Annotated in this window: 20 protein-coding genes and 2 pseudogenes; 11 read left to right on the top strand and 11 right to left on the bottom strand. The window is 60.4% G+C overall.

Annotated elements, in window-relative coordinates:
- Positions 1-288: hypothetical protein (locus ACOZK4_RS19020; RefSeq protein ID WP_421593222.1), on the bottom strand; the 288-nt coding region annotated here is incomplete at its 3' end.
- A gap of 65 nt (positions 289-353) precedes the next feature.
- Between ACOZK4_RS19020 and ACOZK4_RS19015 the strand changes: the two genes are divergently transcribed.
- Both ACOZK4_RS19015 and ACOZK4_RS19010 read left to right on the top strand, forming a co-directional pair.
- Positions 354-791, top strand: a complete 438-nt coding sequence (locus ACOZK4_RS19015; protein ID WP_421593221.1) for a hypothetical protein — start codon at positions 354-356, stop codon at positions 789-791.
- A gap of 729 nt (positions 792-1,520) precedes the next feature.
- Positions 1,521-2,558, top strand: a pseudogene (locus ACOZK4_RS19010) (ISNCY family transposase); the annotation flags it as partial.
- A 40-nt stretch (positions 2,559-2,598) separates the two neighbouring features.
- Here the strand turns inward: ACOZK4_RS19010 and ACOZK4_RS19005 are convergent.
- The 3 genes and pseudogenes from ACOZK4_RS19005 to ACOZK4_RS18995 form a co-directional block, all read right to left on the bottom strand.
- Positions 2,599-2,757, bottom strand: a pseudogene (locus tag ACOZK4_RS19005) (transposase); the annotation flags it as partial.
- A 277-nt stretch (positions 2,758-3,034) separates the two neighbouring features.
- On the bottom strand, positions 3,035-3,712 hold the full coding sequence (locus ACOZK4_RS19000; RefSeq protein ID WP_421593220.1) for a phosphoribosylanthranilate isomerase: 678 nt from the start codon (positions 3,710-3,712) through the stop codon (positions 3,035-3,037).
- A gap of 21 nt (positions 3,713-3,733) precedes the next feature.
- Complete coding sequence (locus tag ACOZK4_RS18995; RefSeq protein WP_421593219.1) at positions 3,734-4,588, bottom strand: MurR/RpiR family transcriptional regulator; 855 nt, start codon at positions 4,586-4,588, stop codon at positions 3,734-3,736.
- Between the two features lie 84 nt (positions 4,589-4,672).
- Between ACOZK4_RS18995 and ACOZK4_RS18990 the strand changes: the two genes are divergently transcribed.
- From ACOZK4_RS18990 to ACOZK4_RS18960, 7 genes are all read left to right on the top strand, one after another.
- Complete coding sequence (locus ACOZK4_RS18990) at positions 4,673-5,986, top strand: ABC transporter substrate-binding protein (RefSeq protein ID WP_421593218.1); 1,314 nt, start codon at positions 4,673-4,675, stop codon at positions 5,984-5,986.
- Between the two features lie 64 nt (positions 5,987-6,050).
- Complete coding sequence (locus ACOZK4_RS18985) at positions 6,051-6,944, top strand: sugar ABC transporter permease (RefSeq protein ID WP_313529587.1); 894 nt, start codon at positions 6,051-6,053, stop codon at positions 6,942-6,944.
- Positions 6,941-7,777, top strand: a complete 837-nt coding sequence (locus ACOZK4_RS18980; protein ID WP_421593217.1) for a carbohydrate ABC transporter permease — start codon at positions 6,941-6,943, stop codon at positions 7,775-7,777. The genes ACOZK4_RS18985 and ACOZK4_RS18980 overlap by 4 nt, the downstream gene beginning before the upstream one ends.
- 20 nt (positions 7,778-7,797) lie before the next feature.
- On the top strand, positions 7,798-9,009 hold the full coding sequence (locus ACOZK4_RS18975) for a trans-sulfuration enzyme family protein (RefSeq protein ID WP_421593216.1): 1,212 nt from the start codon (positions 7,798-7,800) through the stop codon (positions 9,007-9,009).
- Between the two features lie 10 nt (positions 9,010-9,019).
- Positions 9,020-9,955 (top strand): carbohydrate kinase family protein, encoded by a 936-nt coding sequence (locus ACOZK4_RS18970; protein WP_421593215.1) that lies wholly within the window; start codon positions 9,020-9,022, stop codon positions 9,953-9,955.
- 290 nt (positions 9,956-10,245) lie between these two features.
- Positions 10,246-10,536: a MarR family winged helix-turn-helix transcriptional regulator gene (locus tag ACOZK4_RS18965; RefSeq protein ID WP_421593214.1), complete on the top strand. Its 291-nt coding sequence runs from the start codon at positions 10,246-10,248 to the stop codon at positions 10,534-10,536.
- 177 nt (positions 10,537-10,713) lie between these two features.
- On the top strand, positions 10,714-11,226 hold the full coding sequence (locus ACOZK4_RS18960) for a hypothetical protein (RefSeq protein WP_421593213.1): 513 nt from the start codon (positions 10,714-10,716) through the stop codon (positions 11,224-11,226).
- A gap of 576 nt (positions 11,227-11,802) precedes the next feature.
- Here ACOZK4_RS18960 and ACOZK4_RS18955 read toward each other — a convergent pair.
- Positions 11,803-12,129 (bottom strand): ArsR/SmtB family transcription factor, encoded by a 327-nt coding sequence (locus ACOZK4_RS18955; protein ID WP_421593212.1) that lies wholly within the window; start codon positions 12,127-12,129, stop codon positions 11,803-11,805.
- An 85-nt stretch (positions 12,130-12,214) separates the two neighbouring features.
- Between ACOZK4_RS18955 and ACOZK4_RS18950 the strand changes: the two genes are divergently transcribed.
- The gene (locus tag ACOZK4_RS18950) at positions 12,215-13,402 is read left to right on the top strand and encodes an MFS transporter (protein WP_313529596.1); all 1,188 of its coding nucleotides are present in this window, start codon (positions 12,215-12,217) and stop codon (positions 13,400-13,402) included.
- A gap of 167 nt (positions 13,403-13,569) precedes the next feature.
- Here the strand turns inward: ACOZK4_RS18950 and ACOZK4_RS18945 are convergent, their stop codons facing one another.
- The 6 genes from ACOZK4_RS18945 to ACOZK4_RS18920 form a co-directional block, all read right to left on the bottom strand.
- Positions 13,570-14,292, bottom strand: a complete 723-nt coding sequence (locus ACOZK4_RS18945; RefSeq protein WP_421593211.1) for an MBL fold metallo-hydrolase — start codon at positions 14,290-14,292, stop codon at positions 13,570-13,572.
- 11 nt (positions 14,293-14,303) lie between these two features.
- Positions 14,304-15,044 carry an amino acid ABC transporter ATP-binding protein gene (locus tag ACOZK4_RS18940; RefSeq protein ID WP_421593210.1) on the bottom strand — a complete coding sequence of 247 codons (741 nt, stop codon included), beginning with the start codon at positions 15,042-15,044 and terminating at the stop codon, positions 14,304-14,306.
- A 24-nt stretch (positions 15,045-15,068) separates the two neighbouring features.
- A complete protein-coding gene (locus tag ACOZK4_RS18935; protein ID WP_313529564.1) occupies positions 15,069-15,746 on the bottom strand; it encodes an amino acid ABC transporter permease in 678 nt (225 codons plus the stop codon).
- A 16-nt stretch (positions 15,747-15,762) separates the two neighbouring features.
- Positions 15,763-16,602 carry a transporter substrate-binding domain-containing protein gene (locus ACOZK4_RS18930; RefSeq protein WP_421593209.1) on the bottom strand — a complete coding sequence of 280 codons (840 nt, stop codon included), beginning with the start codon at positions 16,600-16,602 and terminating at the stop codon, positions 15,763-15,765.
- A 111-nt stretch (positions 16,603-16,713) separates the two neighbouring features.
- Complete coding sequence (locus tag ACOZK4_RS18925) at positions 16,714-17,016, bottom strand: GYD domain-containing protein (protein ID WP_313529560.1); 303 nt, start codon at positions 17,014-17,016, stop codon at positions 16,714-16,716.
- Entirely contained in the window at positions 17,013-17,687 is a 675-nt protein-coding gene (locus ACOZK4_RS18920) for an isochorismatase family cysteine hydrolase (RefSeq protein ID WP_313529558.1), read from the bottom strand. The genes ACOZK4_RS18925 and ACOZK4_RS18920 overlap by 4 nt, the downstream gene beginning before the upstream one ends.
- Positions 17,688-17,795: 108 nt before the next feature.
- On the opposite strand from ACOZK4_RS18920, the gene ACOZK4_RS18915 reads away from it, so the two are divergent.
- Positions 17,796-18,339: LysR family transcriptional regulator (locus tag ACOZK4_RS18915; protein ID WP_421593208.1), on the top strand; the 544-nt coding region annotated here is incomplete at its 3' end.

Raw genomic sequence — 18,339 nt, 5'->3', positions numbered from 1 at the left:
GCTTGCCAGGGCAAGCTGAGGGCAAACGACATGGCACGCAAGAAGAAAACCCATAAGACGCTGGCGGTCGCCGCCACCATGCGGCAGCCACAGCCGCCGTTGCCGATACCGGCGCTTCTGCTGCGCGTCGGCCTGATCCTGGCCGCCGCAGCCGCCGTCCAGCATTTTCTCCCGCAACTTTGAGCGCAGATCGCGCCATTCCTTCCGAAAACTGCTCGACACCGTCGCCCGCGCCGCCCTGTCGCGATAACCGAACCGCCTCGCTTCAATGTCGGGCGCGATCACCACGGCTGGTGGGTCGTCGAGGATCGTCCCGGCCGTGTCGGCGGCCTCTTCGCCAATGAAGACGCGCCATGCATTATGCCTTGGAAGAGAGCAACCGGGACCGCAGGGCGGTCCGCTCCCAGCCCCGCGGCGCGTCCGTCGAGCTTCTCATTGAAATGTTCGGCACGGGAGAAGCGCTTGGCTGGCTTACCGACAACCTCAGACGTGAGTTGTTCGCACAAGGCCGGGTGGGGAACGGCGAACGTTCCACTGCCGAAAGGCTACTATCGTCAGAAGAGCTTGACGGTGTGGTTGCGGTGATGATCAAGCGCCACGAAGGACTTTCGGGGACCAATGTCTTTGCGGTGTCGAACCCGATCGCACTGCTGTTTAACTGGTTAGATTTGGGCGACGGGGAGGGGCCGAGGCGTCTCATAGGGGAAAACGTCGTGTCCGATATCGGGCTCGTCGAAAAGCTCGAGGCGCTCAGAAGCACTATAACGACAAGCGACGAGGGATCCGTTTAAGATCCTCAAACATGATACGCTATCGTCTTTCCTCGACGCCGAGCGCGCCCGTGGTTGCTTGAAAGAGATATCGTCGAACCCTGAGCTGAGCGAGTGGGCGTTGAATTTGCTGGAGGCTTTCCGCCGAGGTGAAAGCTACTGAGTGATCCGCGTCAAACACACTCGACGATGTTCTAACGTGGTTACTTTCGCGTTTTCCACGCTGGATTGGCGTCGGCCGCAAGCGAAGCGAACTACGCGATCCAGGCGGTTTATCGGGTCACAAGATGGTTTCCGGCCAGATCGCTCCACCTGGGGCCGGCAGGAGCAATCAGTCAGCCGAGATCTAGGCCATGCCCCCATAAACGGGGTACCGGATTACTGATTGTCTCGACCGATCAAATCCAGCGCTACATCGAAGGATGGCGCTATCGGTCTGAGGCTTTCTTTCAGGTCGACGTTGGTCATGTCGAAGGCGACGAGGGGATATGGCGCATTTTCCCGCAAGTCGAATGCCACGGCTTCGCCGCCACCGAAACTACGATCCCGTTTTGGGTGAAAAGCCATTCAGGAAGGTGAGACCACGGTCCCGCTTACATCCTCCGTTCATGCCCCTTATCCGTCGATAAGTTCCATAATATAGATTACGAAACTTTGATATGTAGCCACAAAGTTAGAGTGTCCTGTTTCTGCAAAGTTGGAATGTCACACTCCCCGGTCTGAATGAGGTCTGGGAGATTGCAGAGCGGCTGGATGATCGATTCCGGACTTTGGTTGTCGTGCAAGCAGCGACGGACGTTTCATCAGCCGCGGCTGCAACGCGAAGCTTATGGTGAGCCGGTGCAGATTGACGGATCGGAGCGTCGTTGGTTCGAAGATCGCGGCGCCCCCTGTTCATTGTTGGTGTTCATCGATGATGCGACCGGCAAGATGATGCAGCTGTGCTTTGTGCGTTCCGAAAGTGCGTTCAGCTATGTCGAGGCCTGGCGCTCTATCTCAAGCGTCACGGCGCACCGATTGCCTTTTATTCGGACAAGCATTCGGTGTTCTGGGTGGCAAAGAAGGATGCCAAGGGTGGTCAGGGCATGCCCCAGTTCGGGCGCGCGCTTTGCGCGCTAAACATAGAGATTCTTTGCGCAAACTCGAGCCAGGCCAAGGGTCGTGTCGAACGGATGAACCGGACGCTACAGGACCGTTTGATCAGGGATCTGCGTCTGAAGGGCGTCTGCGGCATGGACGACGGTAACGCTTTCCTGCCTCAGTTCATGGAGCGCCATAACCGCCAGTTTGCCATTACCCCTGCCCGACCTGACGACTTGCACCAGCCGTTGAATCTTGCCCCCGATCGGCTGTGCGACGTCCTGTGCAAACGTGAGCAGCGTTACATCGGTGCCCAGTTGACGTTTTCGTTCGAGCGCCAGCGGATCATGCTCGAGGAGAACGAGGTGACGCGTGGACTGGTCGGGCGCTAGGTCGAGACCTATGCCTATGCGGATGGTCGATTGGATGTCCGCTGGAAAGGTCATTCCCTGCCCTACCGGGTCTTTGACAAGGACCAGCGGGTGACGCATGCGGCGATCACCGAGAACAAGCGGCTCGGCGATGTTCTGGCCTATATCAAGGAGCGGCAGGAGCCGTTGCCGTCACCGAACGTGAAGACCAACAGCGACAAGAACGGTTACGTCAAACGGACTCGCGGCCCCTGGTCGTCGGAAGGATTTCGTGAACGAACCGGCGGTAATTGCGCGGCGCGAGACGGCGCTTTCCCAAGTTGATGCTGCGGAATAATCCGTCATCGCAAAGTCTCAGAGCTAAAGCCGAAGGGGTGGCTCTCAGACACCTCCATGCCGCCGTATTTGGCTTTCCAGTTGCAAAAGGTCGTTTCGGAAATCCCGTGCCTACGGCAAAGATCAGTCGCTTTCGCTCAGGCCTCCTGTTCCTTCAACACTGCAATGATCTGCTCTTCCGTAAATCGCTGCTTCTTCATAGGCAATTTCTCAATGGGCCGAACTCTAATCCATTCTGGAAGGTCGTCAGGGCTTGTATCTGTGCTTGAATTTGCGAGTCCGCTCGCTTTTCACTTTGCCGCGTTGCTCAACGAGCGCTAGCCAAAGTGTAGATTTCGTCACAGGCAGAGCCGAACTCGCCGGTTCGGTTGTCCGCACCGGCACCGCCATGCCGATGCGGACAAATACAGCCTGAGGCTGAACGGAAAGGTCCGGGTAAAGGTCGCGGAGGCGACCTTTACGGACCTCCCGCCGCGCTCAAGCCGCCCTTGCCGCCTTCACGAAGGCGGCGATCTTGTCGATATCCTTGCGGAAGCCGCCTTCCGGCAGCGGCTTGTTGGTGTGCGTCAGCGAATCCACCGCCCAGGGCTGCACGGCGGCGATTGCGGCCGCGACGTTGTCCGGGCCGAGACCGCCGGCAAGGATGACCGGCAGCTTGCTGCGCTTGACGATCTCGCGGCTCAGCGACCAGTCATGCGTGACGCCCGCCGCGCCGATGCCGCCGATATGGGCGGCGACGGAATCGAGGATGAAGAGGTCCGAATAGGGTTCGAAGGCTGCCGCATGGTCGAGCGCCTCCGGTCCCGTCATCGGAATGGCCTGCAGGATGCGCAGTTCCGGATAAATCGGCAGGAGTTTTTCCCGCAGCGTCTTCACCTGCTCCGGCGTCACCAGCGAGATATTGCCGCAAAGATGCAGCACGTCCGGCTGGACGGCCGCCACCATGTCGGCGATGGCCCCAAGGTCGCTTTCCACCGAGAGCGCAACGCGTTGCGCCTTGCCCTTGAGGGCATCGGCAATCTCGCGAGCCGTTGGAAAGTCGATCTCCCCCGGCAGCCCGCGATTGGACGGGGTCAGGCCGAGATAATCGACGCCGGCAGCGGCGGCGGCGAGAGCCTCGGAAACGGTCTGCATGGTGTAGATCTGGACTTTCACGGCACTACCTGTGTCTGAATACTAGATGGATTTCGGAAGGATGGCGTTGACCATCCGCTCTTCGGTGAGTTGCGCCCGCTCGGCATTGCGCGCGACCAGCGCCGAATAGAGCGCATCGATAAGGGCCATTTGCGCGATCTGCGCGGCCATCGGCTCGCTGCCCTGCTCGTGCGAGACGCTGACGAGCACGACATCGGCAAGGCGCGCCAGCGGCGAGGCACTGTTGCCGGTGATGCAGAGCGTCGCTGCCCCGCGCGACCTGGCCTCCTGCAGCACGAGAACGGGATCGCTGGTAATGCCCGAATAGGAGATGACCACAACGAGATCATCCGCTCCGGTCAGCGCCGAATGCATGATCTGAAGCTGGGAATCGACCGGCGCATCACAGCGCAACCCAAGACGGATGCAACGCTGGTAGAAGGCTTGAGCGACAATGCCCGACCCGCCGACGCCGCCGACAAGGATGTGCCGGGCGCCTGCAATCAGATCGAGCGCCTTGGCGAAAGTTCCCTCGTTCAGCACGCCCTGCGTATCGTTGATCGCTTGCGCCACGGCGCGGAACAGGCGGTTTGCGGCCTGGAGATCGCTTGCCTCCGGCTCGCTCGCCGTCTCGGTACGACCGCCGCGCGGCTCTTGCGCCAATGCGAGTTTGAGGTCGGTGAACCCCTCGAACCCGGCCGTGCGGCACATGCGCAAAACCGTCGTATCGCTGACGTCGGTCGCCTGGGCGATGGCCGACATGGAATGGCGGATCGTCGCCTCGACATTGTCGAGAACCCAAAGCGCAACGCGCCGTTCCGAATCCGACAGCTTCGGCAGGACGCTGCGCAACCGGCTGCTGGCCGGGCTTGCGGGAACGCGCGGATCGACATTCATGAACGGTTCTCTCGCTGGCGAACGCTTTCGCGAATGAAGCTAGCATGGCCATGTTGTGGTGTCACTATGGACATGCCATTTTTGATGTGGCATCACTACATCGAGCAGCCGGAGGCGCTGCGTAAGCTTTTCGGGGAGGAAATCGTGAAGCTGAAATGTCTTCTCATTGCAGGCGCATCCTTGATGCTGGCAACACTTCCAGCGACCGCTGGCGAGCTTACCTTCTGGCACGCCTATGCCGGGCAGCAGGACAAGGTCGATTTCATCAACTTCGCGCTGGATGCCTTCGCCAAGAAGCATCCCGACATCACGCTCGATGTCGTCGCCGCCGAACAGTCGGCCTATAAGACCAAGCTGAACACGGCGATGGCCTCCGGCAACCCACCCGACGTCTTCTACACCCTGCCCGGCGGCTTCCTGAACGCTTTCGTCAAGGGCGGCCAGATGTACGCGCTCGACCAGGACCTCGCCAAGGACGGCTGGCGCGAAAGCTTCCTGGAAAGCGCAATCGCGCAGACGAGCAAGGACGGCCACACCTATGCCGTGCCTGTCGACGTCGACTCCGTCGTCTTCTGGTACGACAAGGCGCTGTTTGCCGAAAAGGGCTGGACGGTTCCCAAGACCTATGACGAGCTGATGGCGCTCGCCGAGAAGATCAAGGCCGACGGCATCGTGCCCTTCGCGCTCGGCAACAAGGATTCCTGGCCGGCGACCTTCTGGTTCCAGTACATGGAAATGCGCCTAAAGGGTTCCGGCGTCGTCGCCGCCTTCGTCAATGGCGACGCCAATGCCACGCTCGGCCCGGAAGGCGAAAAAGCCTTCGAAAAAGTCGCCGAGATTGCCAAGAACGAATATTTCCCGACCGGCTTCAACGGCATGAGCGACCAGGAAGCCAACATGCTCTTCCTGAACGGCCAGGCCGCAATCCTGCTCAACGGCACCTGGCAGATCGGCGCTTCGGCCGATGCACCCGAGGGCTTCGAGCTCGGCACCTTCGCCTTCCCGACCGTCGAAGGCGGTGCGGGCGACCAGACCGACGTGCTGGCGGGCGTCGCCGCCTCCTTCGGCATTTCGGAAAAGGCCGAGAACAAGGCCGATGCGGTCACGCTCCTGAAGTTCCTCTCCTCGCCCGAGGTGATGACCAAATATGTCGAGCTGCGCAAGACGATGGTGACCGTGAAGGGCGCCACGACGGAAGCGGCCGCCGGCCCCGTCCTCTACGGCATCAGCAACGACCTGATGAATGCCGCCGGCCATCTCGATTCCTTCTATGACACGGCCATGCCCCCGGCTGCGACCAACACCTATTACACTGCGCTCCAGGGCGCGCTGGATGGGTCCGTGACGCCAGCCGACGCTGCCAAGCGTCTCGAAGGCGCGCTGAAGGAAAACAAATAGCCTCCCAAGGTTGCAGCCGCCGGACTTCCGGCGGCTGCGCACATCTCCAGACGCCGGCGGGATCATGAGCACGGACATCGGTCTAGCGAAAAGACACAATCGGGCGACGCTCCTCTTCCTGGCGCCGGCCCTGATCTTCGTCTTCGCCTTCGTCGCCTATCCTGTCGTCTATGCCGGCTGGCTGTCGATGTTCGAATGGGACGGCGCATCCGCCCCGATCTTCGTCGGCGCTGGCAACTTCCTGAAACTTGCCGCCGACCCGGTTTTCTGGGCCTCGCTTGGCCGCAACCTGCTCGTCGCGCTCTCCGCCATCGTCTTCCAGGTTTTCCTAGCGCTCGCCATTGCCTATTGCCTGGTGCGCATCGTGCCGGCCTTCAGCCGCATCTTCCTGTTCTTCTATCTCGTGCCTGTCATGGTCAGCGAGATCTGCATCGGCCTGCTCTGGCGCTTCATGTACAACCCCTATTTCGGGCTGGTGAACGCCGCGCTGAAAGCCGTCGGCCTCGACAGCCTCAAGCGCGGCTGGCTCGGCGAATCCGAAACCGCCTTTCTCGCCGTCGTCGTGGTGATGAGTTTCACCTATCTCGGCCTCTACGTGCTGCTCTTCACCGCCGCCGTGCGCAGCGTACCGGAAAGCGTCTATGAGGCGGCCGAACTCGACGGCGCCGGCGATATCAGAAAATTCTTCTCTATCACCGTGCCGATGGTGTGGGATGCCGTGCGTGCCAATTCGCTGCTCGCGATCATCGGCTCGCTGAAAACCTTCTCTCTGGTCTTCGTACTGACCAATGGCGGACCGAGCCACGCCAGCGAGGTCGTCTCCACCTACCTCTACAAAATGGGCTTCGGCAGCTTCCAGATGGGTTACGCCGCCACCATCGGCTTCGTGCAGATGGTGCTGACGGCACTCGCCGCCTGGGTCGTCTTCCGCTTCCTGCGCCGCAAGGGGGATGCATGAACGCCGTCCGCCGCTGGAACCGCACGAGCACGGTCGTGCTCGCCCTCCTCACGCTGCATGTGCTGATGGTGATCTTCCCCTTCGTCTGGATGATCTACAGCACCTTCAAGACCAACAAGGAATTCATGCGGTCCGTCTGGTCCTTCCCGACGAGCCTGAATTTCGACGCCTATGTCGGCGCCTGGAGCGGCGGGGCGCTCGGCGGCTATGCAGTCAATTCGCTGATCATCATGGCCGGCGCGACCATCATCACGGTGCTGGTCTCGACGCTCGCCGGCTATGCGCTCGCCGTCTATCGCCCGCGCTGGATGCCGGCGGTGGAACTGTCGCTGACGGCAGCGATGGCCATTCCCGCCTATGTCGCGCTGGTGCCGCTCGTCGTGATGCTGCGCACCGCCGGCCTTCTCGACACCCATCTCGGCGTCATCCTGCCGACCGCCGCCTTCAACGTGCCCGTATCGATCTTCATCATGCAGGCCTTCTTCAACACGCTGCCGCGCGAACTCTTCGATGCCGGCCGTGTCGACGGCGCCTCGGAATGGATGATCTTCCGCACCATCGCCCTGCCGATCGCCCGGCCCGCCATGTTCACCGCCGGCATCGTCAACATGATCTGGGTGTGGAACGACTTCCTCTTCCCCGTCGTCTTCATCAACAATCCCGCCCGCAAGACGTTGCCGGTCGGCCTCACCGATTTCGTCGGCGAGCATGTGACCAACTATCCGGTCATGCTCGCGGCGATCCTGATGGCGGCCATCGCGCCCCTCATCCTCTTCGTCTTTTTCGAACGCCAGATCACGGCCGCGCTCATCGGCGGCGCCGTGAAGGAATGATCTTTCCAGGAGAAATGCCTATGTCCGACACCCCTTCCAAAGCCCTCGAATTCGCCAGCCGCGCCGTTTTCTACGAGCCGGAAGAGCATTCCCAGTCGATCAGCTACCCGATCTACATGTCGGCGAACTTCCAGTATGGCGGCGATATCTACGACCAGATCGTCGCCGGCGCGCGCAAGGAAGTGAACATCTACTCGCGCTGCGGCAACCCGACGGAATACAAGCTCGAGGAGCACATCGCGCAGCTGACCGGCGGCACCGGCTGCCTTGCCACCGCTTCCGGCATGGCCGCCATCTCGCATGCTCTCTTTGGCATCATGAAGGCCGGCGACCATATCGTCGCCGACCTCACCACCTATTCCTCGACCCATGAGTTCTTCGACCACCGCGCCCAGGACTTCGGCCTCAAGGTCAGCCTCGTCGATTGCACCGACGTGCGCGCCGTCGAAAACGCCTTCACGCCCGAGACGAAGGTCCTCTACGTAGAGGCCATCGCCAATCCGACGATGAAGGTGCCGCCGCTGAGGAAGCTCGTCGAAATCGCCCATGCGCGCGGTATCGTCGTTATCTGCGACAACACCTTCGCCTCCCCCGCCGTCTGCCGCCCGCATGATTTCGGCGTCGATGTCGTAGTGGAAAGCGCCACAAAATTCATCGGCGGTCATAACGATGCAGTCGGCGGCGTCATCACGCTGAAATCCGATATCCTGCCGAAGGACTGGCTGGAGGACGTGCGCTGGAACACGTTGAACAAGCTCGGCGCGCCGCTCTCGCCCTTCAATGCCTGGCTCCTGCTGCGCGGTGCGCAGACGCTGGCGCTGCGCCTCGAAAAGCAGTGCGCCAATGCACTGGCGCTCGCCAAGCACCTTGAAGCCCATCCGGCCGTGAAGCGTGTGTTCTATCCCGGCCTGCTCTCGCACCCGAACTACGCCTCGGCTTCCGAACAGCTGATCGGTGGCGGCGCCATGCTGTCCTTCCAGGTCGATGACGAGGCCTGCGGCGTGCGCCTGCTCAAGCGCCTGCAGCTCTGCTGCTTCGCCGCCAGCCTCGGGGGCCTTCGCACCACCACGCAGGTGCCCGCCACCATGGCCTTCCTCGACATTCCGAGCCAGGAACGCGAGGCGATGGGCGTCGTCGACGGCCTCGTGCGCTTCTCGGTCGGTATCGAGCATATCAACGACATCATCGCCGACGTTGACCGGGCCATCGCCCTCATGCACGTCGATCTCTGAGGCGGAGCATATGGCCGTCATTGTCCTTCTCGGCGATATCAACATCGATCTCGTGCTCGCCATCCCCGCCTATCCCGGCGAGGGTGGTGAGGCGATCGCCACGGCCCAGACTGCGATGATCGGGGGCTCTGCGACGAACACGGCCATCGCGCTCGCCAAGGCCGGGCACGACTGCCGGCTGATCGGCCGCGTAGGCACAGATTCCTGGGGGCGCGAAGCGCTGTCCGAGCTTGCCGCCACCGGCATCTCCACCCGCTGGATCGGCCGCGACGACCGGGAGCCCACCCAGATCAACGTCATTACCGTCAGCCCCGCCGGCGAGCGCACGATGTTCGCCTATCGCGGCGCCAATGCGCGCCTGTCGGTTGCCGATGTCGACCCGGCAGCCTTCGCGGGCGCGGCCCTGTTCCACCTTTCCGGCTACGCCCTGCTCCAGCCGCGCCAGGCGGAAGCCGCCCTCACCGCCATTGACCTCGCCGTCGATGCCGAGATCCCCGTGACCCTCGACATTCCCGGTGGCGTGGTGTCAGGTATAGCCGAACAGGTGAAATCCCTGATGCCAAAGATCGACACCATCTTACTCGACGGCAGCGACCTCCCCCACCTCCTCGCGCAGCCTCAGGACACGGCACAGAAAACACTTCTCGCCATGCTGCTGGAAGGCGGCGTCAAGCGCGTCGCCATCAAGGGGTCCGGCACCGCTTCCCTACTCTATCAAGCTGGTGGAATGGACAGCGCCCCGTGGTTTGCGGTCCAGGTGGTCGATACAATCGGTGCTGGCGATGCCTTCGCCGCCGGCCATATCCACGGCCGCGTCACCGGGCTTTCCGGCCCGGATTGCTGCCGTCTTGCAAATGCCTATGGCGCCATAGCGGTAACAGGTAAGGGTGCCGGGCCAGCAATGCCGGCTCTAGACGCAGTCCTCGCCTTTTTGGAAAGATCATAAGAACGGTCTGGTCATACCTTGAGCCACCTTACCGTCAATCTCTCTCTGACGGTGCCGCCAGCTATGGCGAAACAGCATGGCCCGCCCTAGTTTCTCTGCAGATTGCGCAAAGCCAATACTCATCAAGTGTCGATGAATCAAATCTCACATATACATAGGAATCCTACGTATATCGCTTTACGGGAAAGCCGAATCAGCCGAACTCCATCGACCATCGTATCCTGGAAGGAATATCCCGGGTCGCAGCAATCTCGCGCGCCGATGAATGGGCCAATGCTAACGAGCTCGGCTTGAACCCGACACAACTTTCAATCCTCGCTCTCCTTGAGGGCCGCAAGGACGGGCTAGGTGTCAAAGATATCGAGACCCATCTCGGCGTGTCGCAACCATCCGCCACGGATTCCATCAATGCCCTGGAAAAGAAGGGGCATGTGGAAAAGCGGACGGGACCGACGGACGCTCGGTCCGTGTTCATCTTTACGACAATGGCCTTGCCGCACTCGGAGCGGGTGCACCAAGCGATCTCACCGGCCAGGCGGTGGCGTCGCTTGCATAAGCAGAGCAGCAGCAATTACTGGTGACCCTCGTCAAGATGATCCGCCATCTTCAGGAGAAGAACGCCGTTCCGGTTCAGCGGATGTGCGTCACCTGTCGATATTTCGACCCCTTCGTCCATAGAGGCAAAGGGCGCCCCTATCATTGTCATTTCGTGGATGCGTCTTTCTACCGGCAGGAGTTTCGCGTCGATTGCCGCGACCATGAACAAGCCGATCCCGCTTTCCGGGCTGGCGCCTGGGAAGCTTTCCAGATGGGATATCCAACCCTCTAGGCAAAGACCAGAAAGGAAATCACATGCTCAGATCCATATTGACCGCGCGCGCTTCGCCGCCGGAACCGCCTTGCTGTGCAATACGACAGCGAGCGCCCATTCGGTGAAGGCCGAACCGAGCCAGGCCGCTCAGGCTTCACTCGACATCATCGAGACGAAGATCATCAAAAAGGGCGGCACCGCGACCTTCAGCACGCGTTCCCGGCGAAGCAGGCAAGCACAGTCCGATGCTACGTGTGAATTCGAAGGCTCCAGCGTCTATGCCTATGTCTGGCCGACCAGCCTCGACAGCAGCAATGTCGACTTCTACCAGAAACAGGGCATCGTCGCGCTCGCTGTGATCCTCCATCCCGATTTCGACGATGCGGCCAACAGCGGCCGGAACTGGCACAAATGGCATCCGCACTGGGTTGTGCCGCAGTCAACACGCCGAAACCATTGACGCTTTCCGGATTGCGCGGCCGGCCGGTCTTCCTTCACAGCTTTCAGTTGCCATGCCCCGGATGGGTGTCGGAGGCCATTCCGCAAATCAGGCGCATCGAGCATGTTTTTGGCCACACAGACCTGCAGATCATCGGCCTTCACACTGTCTTCGAACATTCATGCGGCCATGGCGCCGGTAAACCTCAAGGCCTTCCTGTACGAATACCGCATTACCACAACCATCGCAGTCGATAAGGGCCGACGAGACTCGGGTATTCCCGTGACTATGCGGGCGGTTCGCGATGCGCGACACACCATCCTCCGTGCTGATCGGCCGAGATGGTATGCTGCTCCGTCGCGCGTTAGGCGTCGAGGACGATCTTGCGTTTGGGGCGCGGCTGGCCATGCCCTTGCCCGCTCCGGTTCCTGAGCACATCGGCAGCCGCCAAACTTCAGATGACGGCAATTGTGCCGACGGCCGATGCAAAACGCCGGGAGGTAAAAGCTGACATTCTCCAATCCGGGAGCCGTTAAGCATTTGGGCCATAATACTTTCGATCTCGAAACGCATGGCGTGCCGCGAACGAAAAACGCCTTAGACCTCGGTGCTGGCAGACAGCACCGAGCCGAGCAATCCAGGAAAACGCGCCTCCAGATCGTCTTGCCGGAGGCTGAGGCGGCGACCGCGCCCCAAGGCCTCGTTGCGGATGACACCCGCCTCGCGGAGCACCTTCATCAGGTGCGATTTCGTCGATTTCGGCATTGAGGGATCGGAGAGATGGCATTGCGCCATTTCCATCGGGCCGTCGGCGAGCTGGCGGACGATCGCGAGGCGCTCTGGGTCGCTCAGCGCAAAAAGCACTTCGGTCAGTTGCATATCCGACCGGGCAGGATGGGGGAGTTCCGTGATCTCAGATGCCATGGTTCGATTTTAATTGAACCGTTACAAAAATGATAGTAGAGATCGGTTCGAAATTATTCGAACAATCAAGTGTATCGTGACTGATATGACGTTCGCCGTACCGCTCCGCAATTCTGCCGGCCTCCGCATCACGCTTGCCGGCATGGCCGTCATGATGGCCGGCGCCAGCGCGCCCTCGCCTTTCTATCCCGCGCTTCAGCAGGAGATCGGCTTTTCGGCCGCGACGCTGACCGGGATCTTTGCCGTTTATACGGTAGCACTGCTGATGTCGCTGCTCGTCACGGGATCGCTGTCGGACCACGTTGGTCGGCGACCGGTGATTTCGGGAGGGTTTGCCCTGATGGCACTGAGCCTGCTGCTCTTTTGGCAGGCCGGCGACGTAGCGGGATTGATCGTCGCGCGTGCACTGCAAGGCATCGCGGCCGGATTGCTCCTCTCTGCACTGTCGGCGACAGTGGTGGATCTCGAGCCAAAGAACAAGCCGGGAAGTGCCTCGGTATGGAATTCCGTTATTCCTCTGGGCGGGCTTGCCGTTGGTGCACTCTTGGCGGGCATCTTGATGGACGTGACGAATAGAGCGGAAGCGGATGTATTCGGCACGCTGGTCGCCGCCTATGCGCTGTTTGCCGTCGTGATCTGGCTCATCCCTGAAACCGCACCGCGACATTACGGTGTGTGGGCCTCGCTTCGTCCACGGATCGGCGTGCCGGCAACGGCTGCCAAAGCTTTTTGGCGCAGCGCACCGGCAGTTATCGCCGGCTGGGCGACGGGTGGTCTGTACCTATCGCTCGGGGCACCGATCGTCCGGCATGTCTTCGGCGCGGAGGATCATGTAACCCAGGCCGGCGTGATCGTCCTGCTCTGTGCAGCCGGCGCCGTCGCCTGCTATATTGCGCGGAGCCGGTCCTCGCGACAGGTCACGCTTTACGGAACATCCGCACTTGCCATCGGCACCGCGCTGACGCTTGCCGCAATCGCCTGGTCATCGCTGCCCGCCTATCTTGCTGCACTTACGATCGCCGGAACAGGTTTTGGAACCTGCTTTTATGGCGTGCTGCGTTCGATCGTTCCAGTGGTTCGCCCGGACGAGCGCGGAGAACTCTTTGCCGCACTGTTTACATTGAGCTATCTCGCCTTCGGTCTGCCCACGCTATTGGCCGGCATATGCGTCGGCGCCTTCGGCCTGACGGCAACAACACTTGGCTATGGCGCCGTGATCGTTGTGTTTTCGACATTGGCGGGCTTGCTACGGAAATTCGGGACAGGGGATTGAGCGGCCAAGCCGGCCGTGACCGAAAATCTCGTCCTTTAATACCAGCCAGCCGAACGAGCATGCATGGGCCACCGTCGATGATCGCGAAACCTCATATCAAGGTGGATTTCGTGCGCGTCGGCACGCCAAAAATCACGGCCGATGCATCGCACCCGTAGCCTGCCCTTTTAACGGTTCCTTGAAATCAAATAGGATTTGGCGATCTCGTGCAGTCGGGCGTTCCCGAATTTCTCCCCATGACCGCCGTGAACCACATCGACTTCAAGCTTCGACAAGCGCGTCATGGTGACTTTGTAGGCCTCGATGTTGCATCCCGGCAAATCATCCACAAGCCCTCCCTGGTATATGGCGTCCCCACTGAAGAACTCCCCCGTCCTCTGATCGAGCAGTCCGATGGAACCGGGAGAATGTCCGGGAAGATGCAGGACCGTGTAACAGGCGTCGCCGATATCGATGACGTCGTTCTCCTCCAGGATCCTTGTCAGTGGCGCCGGTAAAATCTCGTAGGTTTCAGGCGTCACGCCCGTGGGATCTGCCGCGTTCACGGCGTCCGGTTGCGTGCGAAAATAGTCGGCGAGCGTGCTTGCATCCGGCATGCGCGCAAAAGCCTCGGCTTCGGCCGCGTGGCCCAGCCGGGTCTCGAATTCGTGGAACGAGCCGACGTGATCGACGTGAACGTGGGTCGCCACCGCAAACACGGGCTTGCCTGAAGGGATATGCAACTCGTTTCTGAGGTTGGCGAGGCCCATGCCGAAATCGATGACGAGGTCGGCATCCTTGCCAACAACGTGGAACATGTTGGCCTGGAAAAATTTATGGACATGCGGCTCGCAGATCCGGGTGAGCCGGTCCGAGATCACGTCCTTTGAAAACCAATTCGTGTTGGTCAAGATGGTCTCTCTCAATGCAGCAGCTTGCCGAGGAAGCGCTTCGTGCGCTCGTGCGTCGGGGCAGAAAACAGGATACCGGGCTTGTTGCGCTCGATGATCTGGCCGCCATCCATGAAGACCACTTCACTGGCAACTTCCCGCGCGAAATTCATCTCGTGTGTGACGCAGACCATCGTCATGCCATCTGCGGCGAGCGAGATCATCGTGTCCAGCACCTCCTTGACCATTTCGGGATCAAGCGCCGAGGTCGGCTCGTCGAACAGCATGATGCTGGGGTTCATGCAAAGCGCACGTGCGATGGCGACGCGCTGCTGCTGGCCGCCGGAAAGCTGACCCGGATACTTGTCGGCCTTTTCCGGAATATGCACGCGTTCGAGATATCTCATGGCGATCTCGACGGCCTGCTTCTTCGGCAGCTTGCGCACCCAGCGCTGAGCGACCGTGCAGTTTTCCAGAACCGTCAGGTGCGGGAACAGATTGAAGTGCTGAAACACCATGCCCACGTCGCTTCGCACACGATCGATACGCTTGAGCTGGTTGGTGAGCTCGACACCGTTGACGATAATTGAACCTTCCTGGTGCACCTCCAGACGGTTCATGCAGCGGATCAGTGTCGATTTGCCCGAGCCCGACGGACCGCAGATGACGATGCGCTCGCCCTTGTTCACGGTCAGATCGATGCCCTTGAGGACCTGGAAGGCGCCGTACCATTTGTTGACGCCGGCAACCTGAATTGCGGTTTGCGTGTTCATATCCAACCCGTGGGTTTGCGGCGATCAGCGATAGCCGCGCGAAAGCACATGTTCGATGCGGTTCTGGGCGAGCGTCAGCACCGAGACGATGACGAGGTAGTAGACGAGAGCCGCGCCGTACCATTCGAGGAAGCGGAAGCTGGTGGCGATCGCAAACTGCGAGACGGTCATCAGTTCTTTCAGCGAGATTACGGTGGCAAGCGATGTTGTCTTCAACAGCGAGATGAACTCGTTCATCAGCGCGGGAACCGCGATCCTGAGCGCTTGCGGCATGGTGATGACCAGAAAGATCTGCCAGCGGTGCATGCCGAGCGCTGCCGCGCCCTCCCGCTGCCCATGTCCCACGGCGGCAAAGGCACTGCGCAGGATTTCCGCCAGATAGGCGATCTGTATCAGCGAAAGCGCCAGAAAGGCCGCGAAGAACGGCGTGAACCAGCCGGCCCGGAAGATTTCGGAGATCTGCGGCAAGCCATTCCACACGAACAACAGCACCAGGAGTGCGGGTGAGCCGCGAAACAGCCAGATATAGAGCGTCGCCAGCCATCGGGCGGAGCGGCGCGGTGAGCCAGCCATGGAGCCAAGCCCCATGCCGAGCACGAGGGACACGGCCATGACGCAGAGGGAGAGGCCGATCGTCAGAAGTGCCCCCTTGAAAAGGGGGGCACTGAAGATCGCCTGCAGGAAGAGATCGAGCTGGAACAACGGAAACCGCCTATCGTCAGTTTACGTCGTGGGAAACGTCGGTCGAGGTCTCCGGCAGATTCCACTTTTGGAGGAATGCCTTCATCTCGCCGCTTGCCTGCAAGGCCTCGATCGCGTCCTTCAGCATCTGCCGGTCGCCATCGCTTTTGCGCAGATAGATGCCGTAGTTTTCGCTTTCTTCGTAGGTATAGGGGATGGCCAGCCGGCCCGGCACCTGAAGCATGCGATAGGCTGCGGTCGTGTCCTGCGTAATCGTCGCGGTCGCGCGGCCGACCAGGATCTGCTCGATGACGCCGGACGCGGACGGGTAGGTCTGCGCCTGGATCGGTGCCTTGCCGGCAGCTTCCAGCTCGGCATTGAGATCGGCGACCGTCTTCTCATAGGTGGTGCCGGCTTCGATCGCCATGACCTTGCCGCTGACATCGCCTGGGACTTTCGTCTCCGTGTCACTCGCCGCAGTGACCAGCACGACGTGGGAGCCGAAATACGGGATGCCGTCATACTTTTCGAGGCGGGCCGGCGTGATCATGATGCCGCTCGCAACAAGATCGCAGCGCTTGGAATCGAGCGACGGAAGCAGCCCCTTGAAGTCGCCGACGACATATTCCGCCTTGGCACCCCAACGCTTGGCGATCGCGTCCATGACGTCGATCTCGAAGCCCACGAGATCCTTGTCACCCGGATTTTCATAGTATTCCATCGGCGGGAATTCGCCGCTGGTGCAGACTTTCAAGACGCCGCCCGATACGAAATCTGGCTTCTGGTCGGAGGAAAAAGCCGTGCCTTCACCGAGCATGACGGCAAGCACGGTGCCTGCCAGAAGAGAGGTTTTCGTTCCCAGTGTTATTTTCATCATGGTCGTGTTCCCTTGTTTGGCTTCTTGAATTTGCGAAGTCGTATACGAAGGTCTTTCGCAGACAAGCTAAATGTTTTCGCCGCAAAGACGCAGGAAAACTAAACAATCTGGCTATCCGACCGCGTTCAGGATCTGGCCGTATGTCTCAGTATCAAAGGCCGGAAGGATGAGCGGCTCGACATGGCCATCGCGGCGCGCCGTTAGCACGTATTGCATCATCGCTTCATTACTCGGCATTTCGAAAACCTGCATGAAATCATAGGTTCCGAGCAGGGCGTAGAAGGCGATCGACCGCCCGCCGAGCGCTGCGACGCGATCCTCGCTGACCTTCCGGCGCTTCGCACTATCGGTCAGTTCGGCAAGCCCCTTTTGCGTCAGGCGCATCAGTGAAACGTATTTCTGCGTCTCGCTCATGCCTTTGAACTTCCCAGCTTTTTCAGGCCTTCAAGCACCGCTGCGGCATTCGTCAGCGCGCCAAAAATGCCGTTCTCGACCGTGACCATGTGCAGGGCAGCCTCATGGGCATATTGATCGCCACTGGCGCAGGCGTCGGAGATCGTCAGGCACTGGAAATTGCGGTCGCAGGCTTCCCGCAGCGTCGTGTGAACGCAGACGTCGGTGGTGCAGCCGGAAAACAACAGATGCGTGATGCCCTGCGCGCGTAAAACATGTTCGAAATCGGTGTAGGTGAAGGCGCTGTTGCAGGTCTTGTCGACGATGATGTCCTGCGGGCGCACATCGAGTTCTGGAACGATCTGGAAACCGGGGCTGGAGCGCAGCAGCGCGGTCGTTCCTTCAAGGCCGGAGCGCTTTCGCCGCCATTTTTCGTAAGGGGTCATATCCGCGAGGTCTTCGCGGTAGCCCTGCCGCGTGTGAATGATCAGGATGCCCGCCTCGCGGCAGGCCGCGATGAGCTGGTTTACCGCGGGAAGGATCGCGCGAAGCGGTGCGGGATCATAACCCTGCTTAGCGAAATAACCTGTCGTGGAAAGGAAGTCCTCCTGCAGGTCGATAACGATAAGCGCCGTTTTGCGGGCATCGAGATTGCCATCATAGGGGTAGTGGAATGGTTTTGCCGAGATCATGAACAAGCTCCTCTTTGTCGATGAGATAGCACCCTTAACAGTTTGAAAAAATCAATTTAAAATCACCGATATCGTTCTATAATACTAAACGATCAGTTGGATATCCGGATGAGCCGCCTCCCGCCCTACCTGCAATATCTGCCCGCTTTCGAAGCGACTGCGCGCCTCGGCGGCGTGCGGCAAGCGGCGGAAGAGTTGAACCTCAGTCCGAGCGCGATTTCGTTGCAACTCAAAAAGCTGAGCGACGCGACGGGCATCGCCCTGTTTCGGAAGTCAGGCCGGAATGTCGCCCTCACCCACGCGGGCAGGGATTTCTCCCAGACCGTCGCCATATCCCTTGGTCAGCTCGATACGGCGACGCGGGCATCGCGGAAACTAACCTCCGGCGACCAGCCCGCATCACTGTCGGTTTCCGTACCGACCGCACTCGGGATCGCCTGGCTGACGGCGGCCATCGTCGATTTCGCCCAGTCGCATGGCATTTCTAACCTCACCATCAATGAGGCGATCACCGCCACGGACGTGGATTGGGCGGACAACGACATGGCGATCGTCTATGACAACCCGCCGTTTACGGGAAAATACTGGCGCTTGCTCAGTGAGGTCCGGCTCTGTGCCGTGTGTTCGCCGACCTTGTTTCCGCGGCTCGACC

This window comes from Shinella sp. M27 (assembly GCF_049199905.1).
Lineage (GTDB): Bacteria > Pseudomonadota > Alphaproteobacteria > Rhizobiales > Rhizobiaceae > Shinella.
Note: the sequence above shows the minus strand (reverse complement) of the source record. Positions and strands in the feature narration are given on the sequence as shown.

Excerpts from the sequence above, each read along its gene's own strand:
- ACOZK4_RS18985 (WP_313529587.1), top strand. The coding sequence starts at position 6,051 with ATGAGCACGGACATCGGTCTAGCGAAAAGACACAATCGGGCGACGCTC.
- ACOZK4_RS18960 (WP_421593213.1), top strand. The coding sequence starts at position 10,714 with ATGAACAAGCCGATCCCGCTTTCCGGGCTGGCGCCTGGGAAGCTTTCC.
- ACOZK4_RS18920 (WP_313529558.1), bottom strand. The coding sequence starts at position 17,687 with ATGATCTCGGCAAAACCATTCCACTACCCCTATGATGGCAATCTCGAT.
- ACOZK4_RS18980 (WP_421593217.1), top strand. The coding sequence starts at position 6,941 with ATGAACGCCGTCCGCCGCTGGAACCGCACGAGCACGGTCGTGCTCGCC.
- ACOZK4_RS18995 (WP_421593219.1), bottom strand. The coding sequence starts at position 4,588 with ATGAATGTCGATCCGCGCGTTCCCGCAAGCCCGGCCAGCAGCCGGTTG.
- ACOZK4_RS18970 (WP_421593215.1), top strand. The coding sequence starts at position 9,020 with ATGGCCGTCATTGTCCTTCTCGGCGATATCAACATCGATCTCGTGCTC.
- ACOZK4_RS18925 (WP_313529560.1), bottom strand. The coding sequence starts at position 17,016 with ATGAGCGAGACGCAGAAATACGTTTCACTGATGCGCCTGACGCAAAAG.
- ACOZK4_RS19015 (WP_421593221.1), top strand. The coding sequence starts at position 354 with ATGCATTATGCCTTGGAAGAGAGCAACCGGGACCGCAGGGCGGTCCGC.
- ACOZK4_RS18990 (WP_421593218.1), top strand. The coding sequence starts at position 4,673 with ATGTGGCATCACTACATCGAGCAGCCGGAGGCGCTGCGTAAGCTTTTC.
- ACOZK4_RS18975 (WP_421593216.1), top strand. The coding sequence starts at position 7,798 with ATGTCCGACACCCCTTCCAAAGCCCTCGAATTCGCCAGCCGCGCCGTT.
- ACOZK4_RS18955 (WP_421593212.1), bottom strand. The coding sequence starts at position 12,129 with ATGGCATCTGAGATCACGGAACTCCCCCATCCTGCCCGGTCGGATATG.
- ACOZK4_RS18950 (WP_313529596.1), top strand. The coding sequence starts at position 12,215 with ATGACGTTCGCCGTACCGCTCCGCAATTCTGCCGGCCTCCGCATCACG.
- ACOZK4_RS18940 (WP_421593210.1), bottom strand. The coding sequence starts at position 15,044 with ATGAACACGCAAACCGCAATTCAGGTTGCCGGCGTCAACAAATGGTAC.
- ACOZK4_RS18930 (WP_421593209.1), bottom strand. The coding sequence starts at position 16,602 with ATGATGAAAATAACACTGGGAACGAAAACCTCTCTTCTGGCAGGCACC.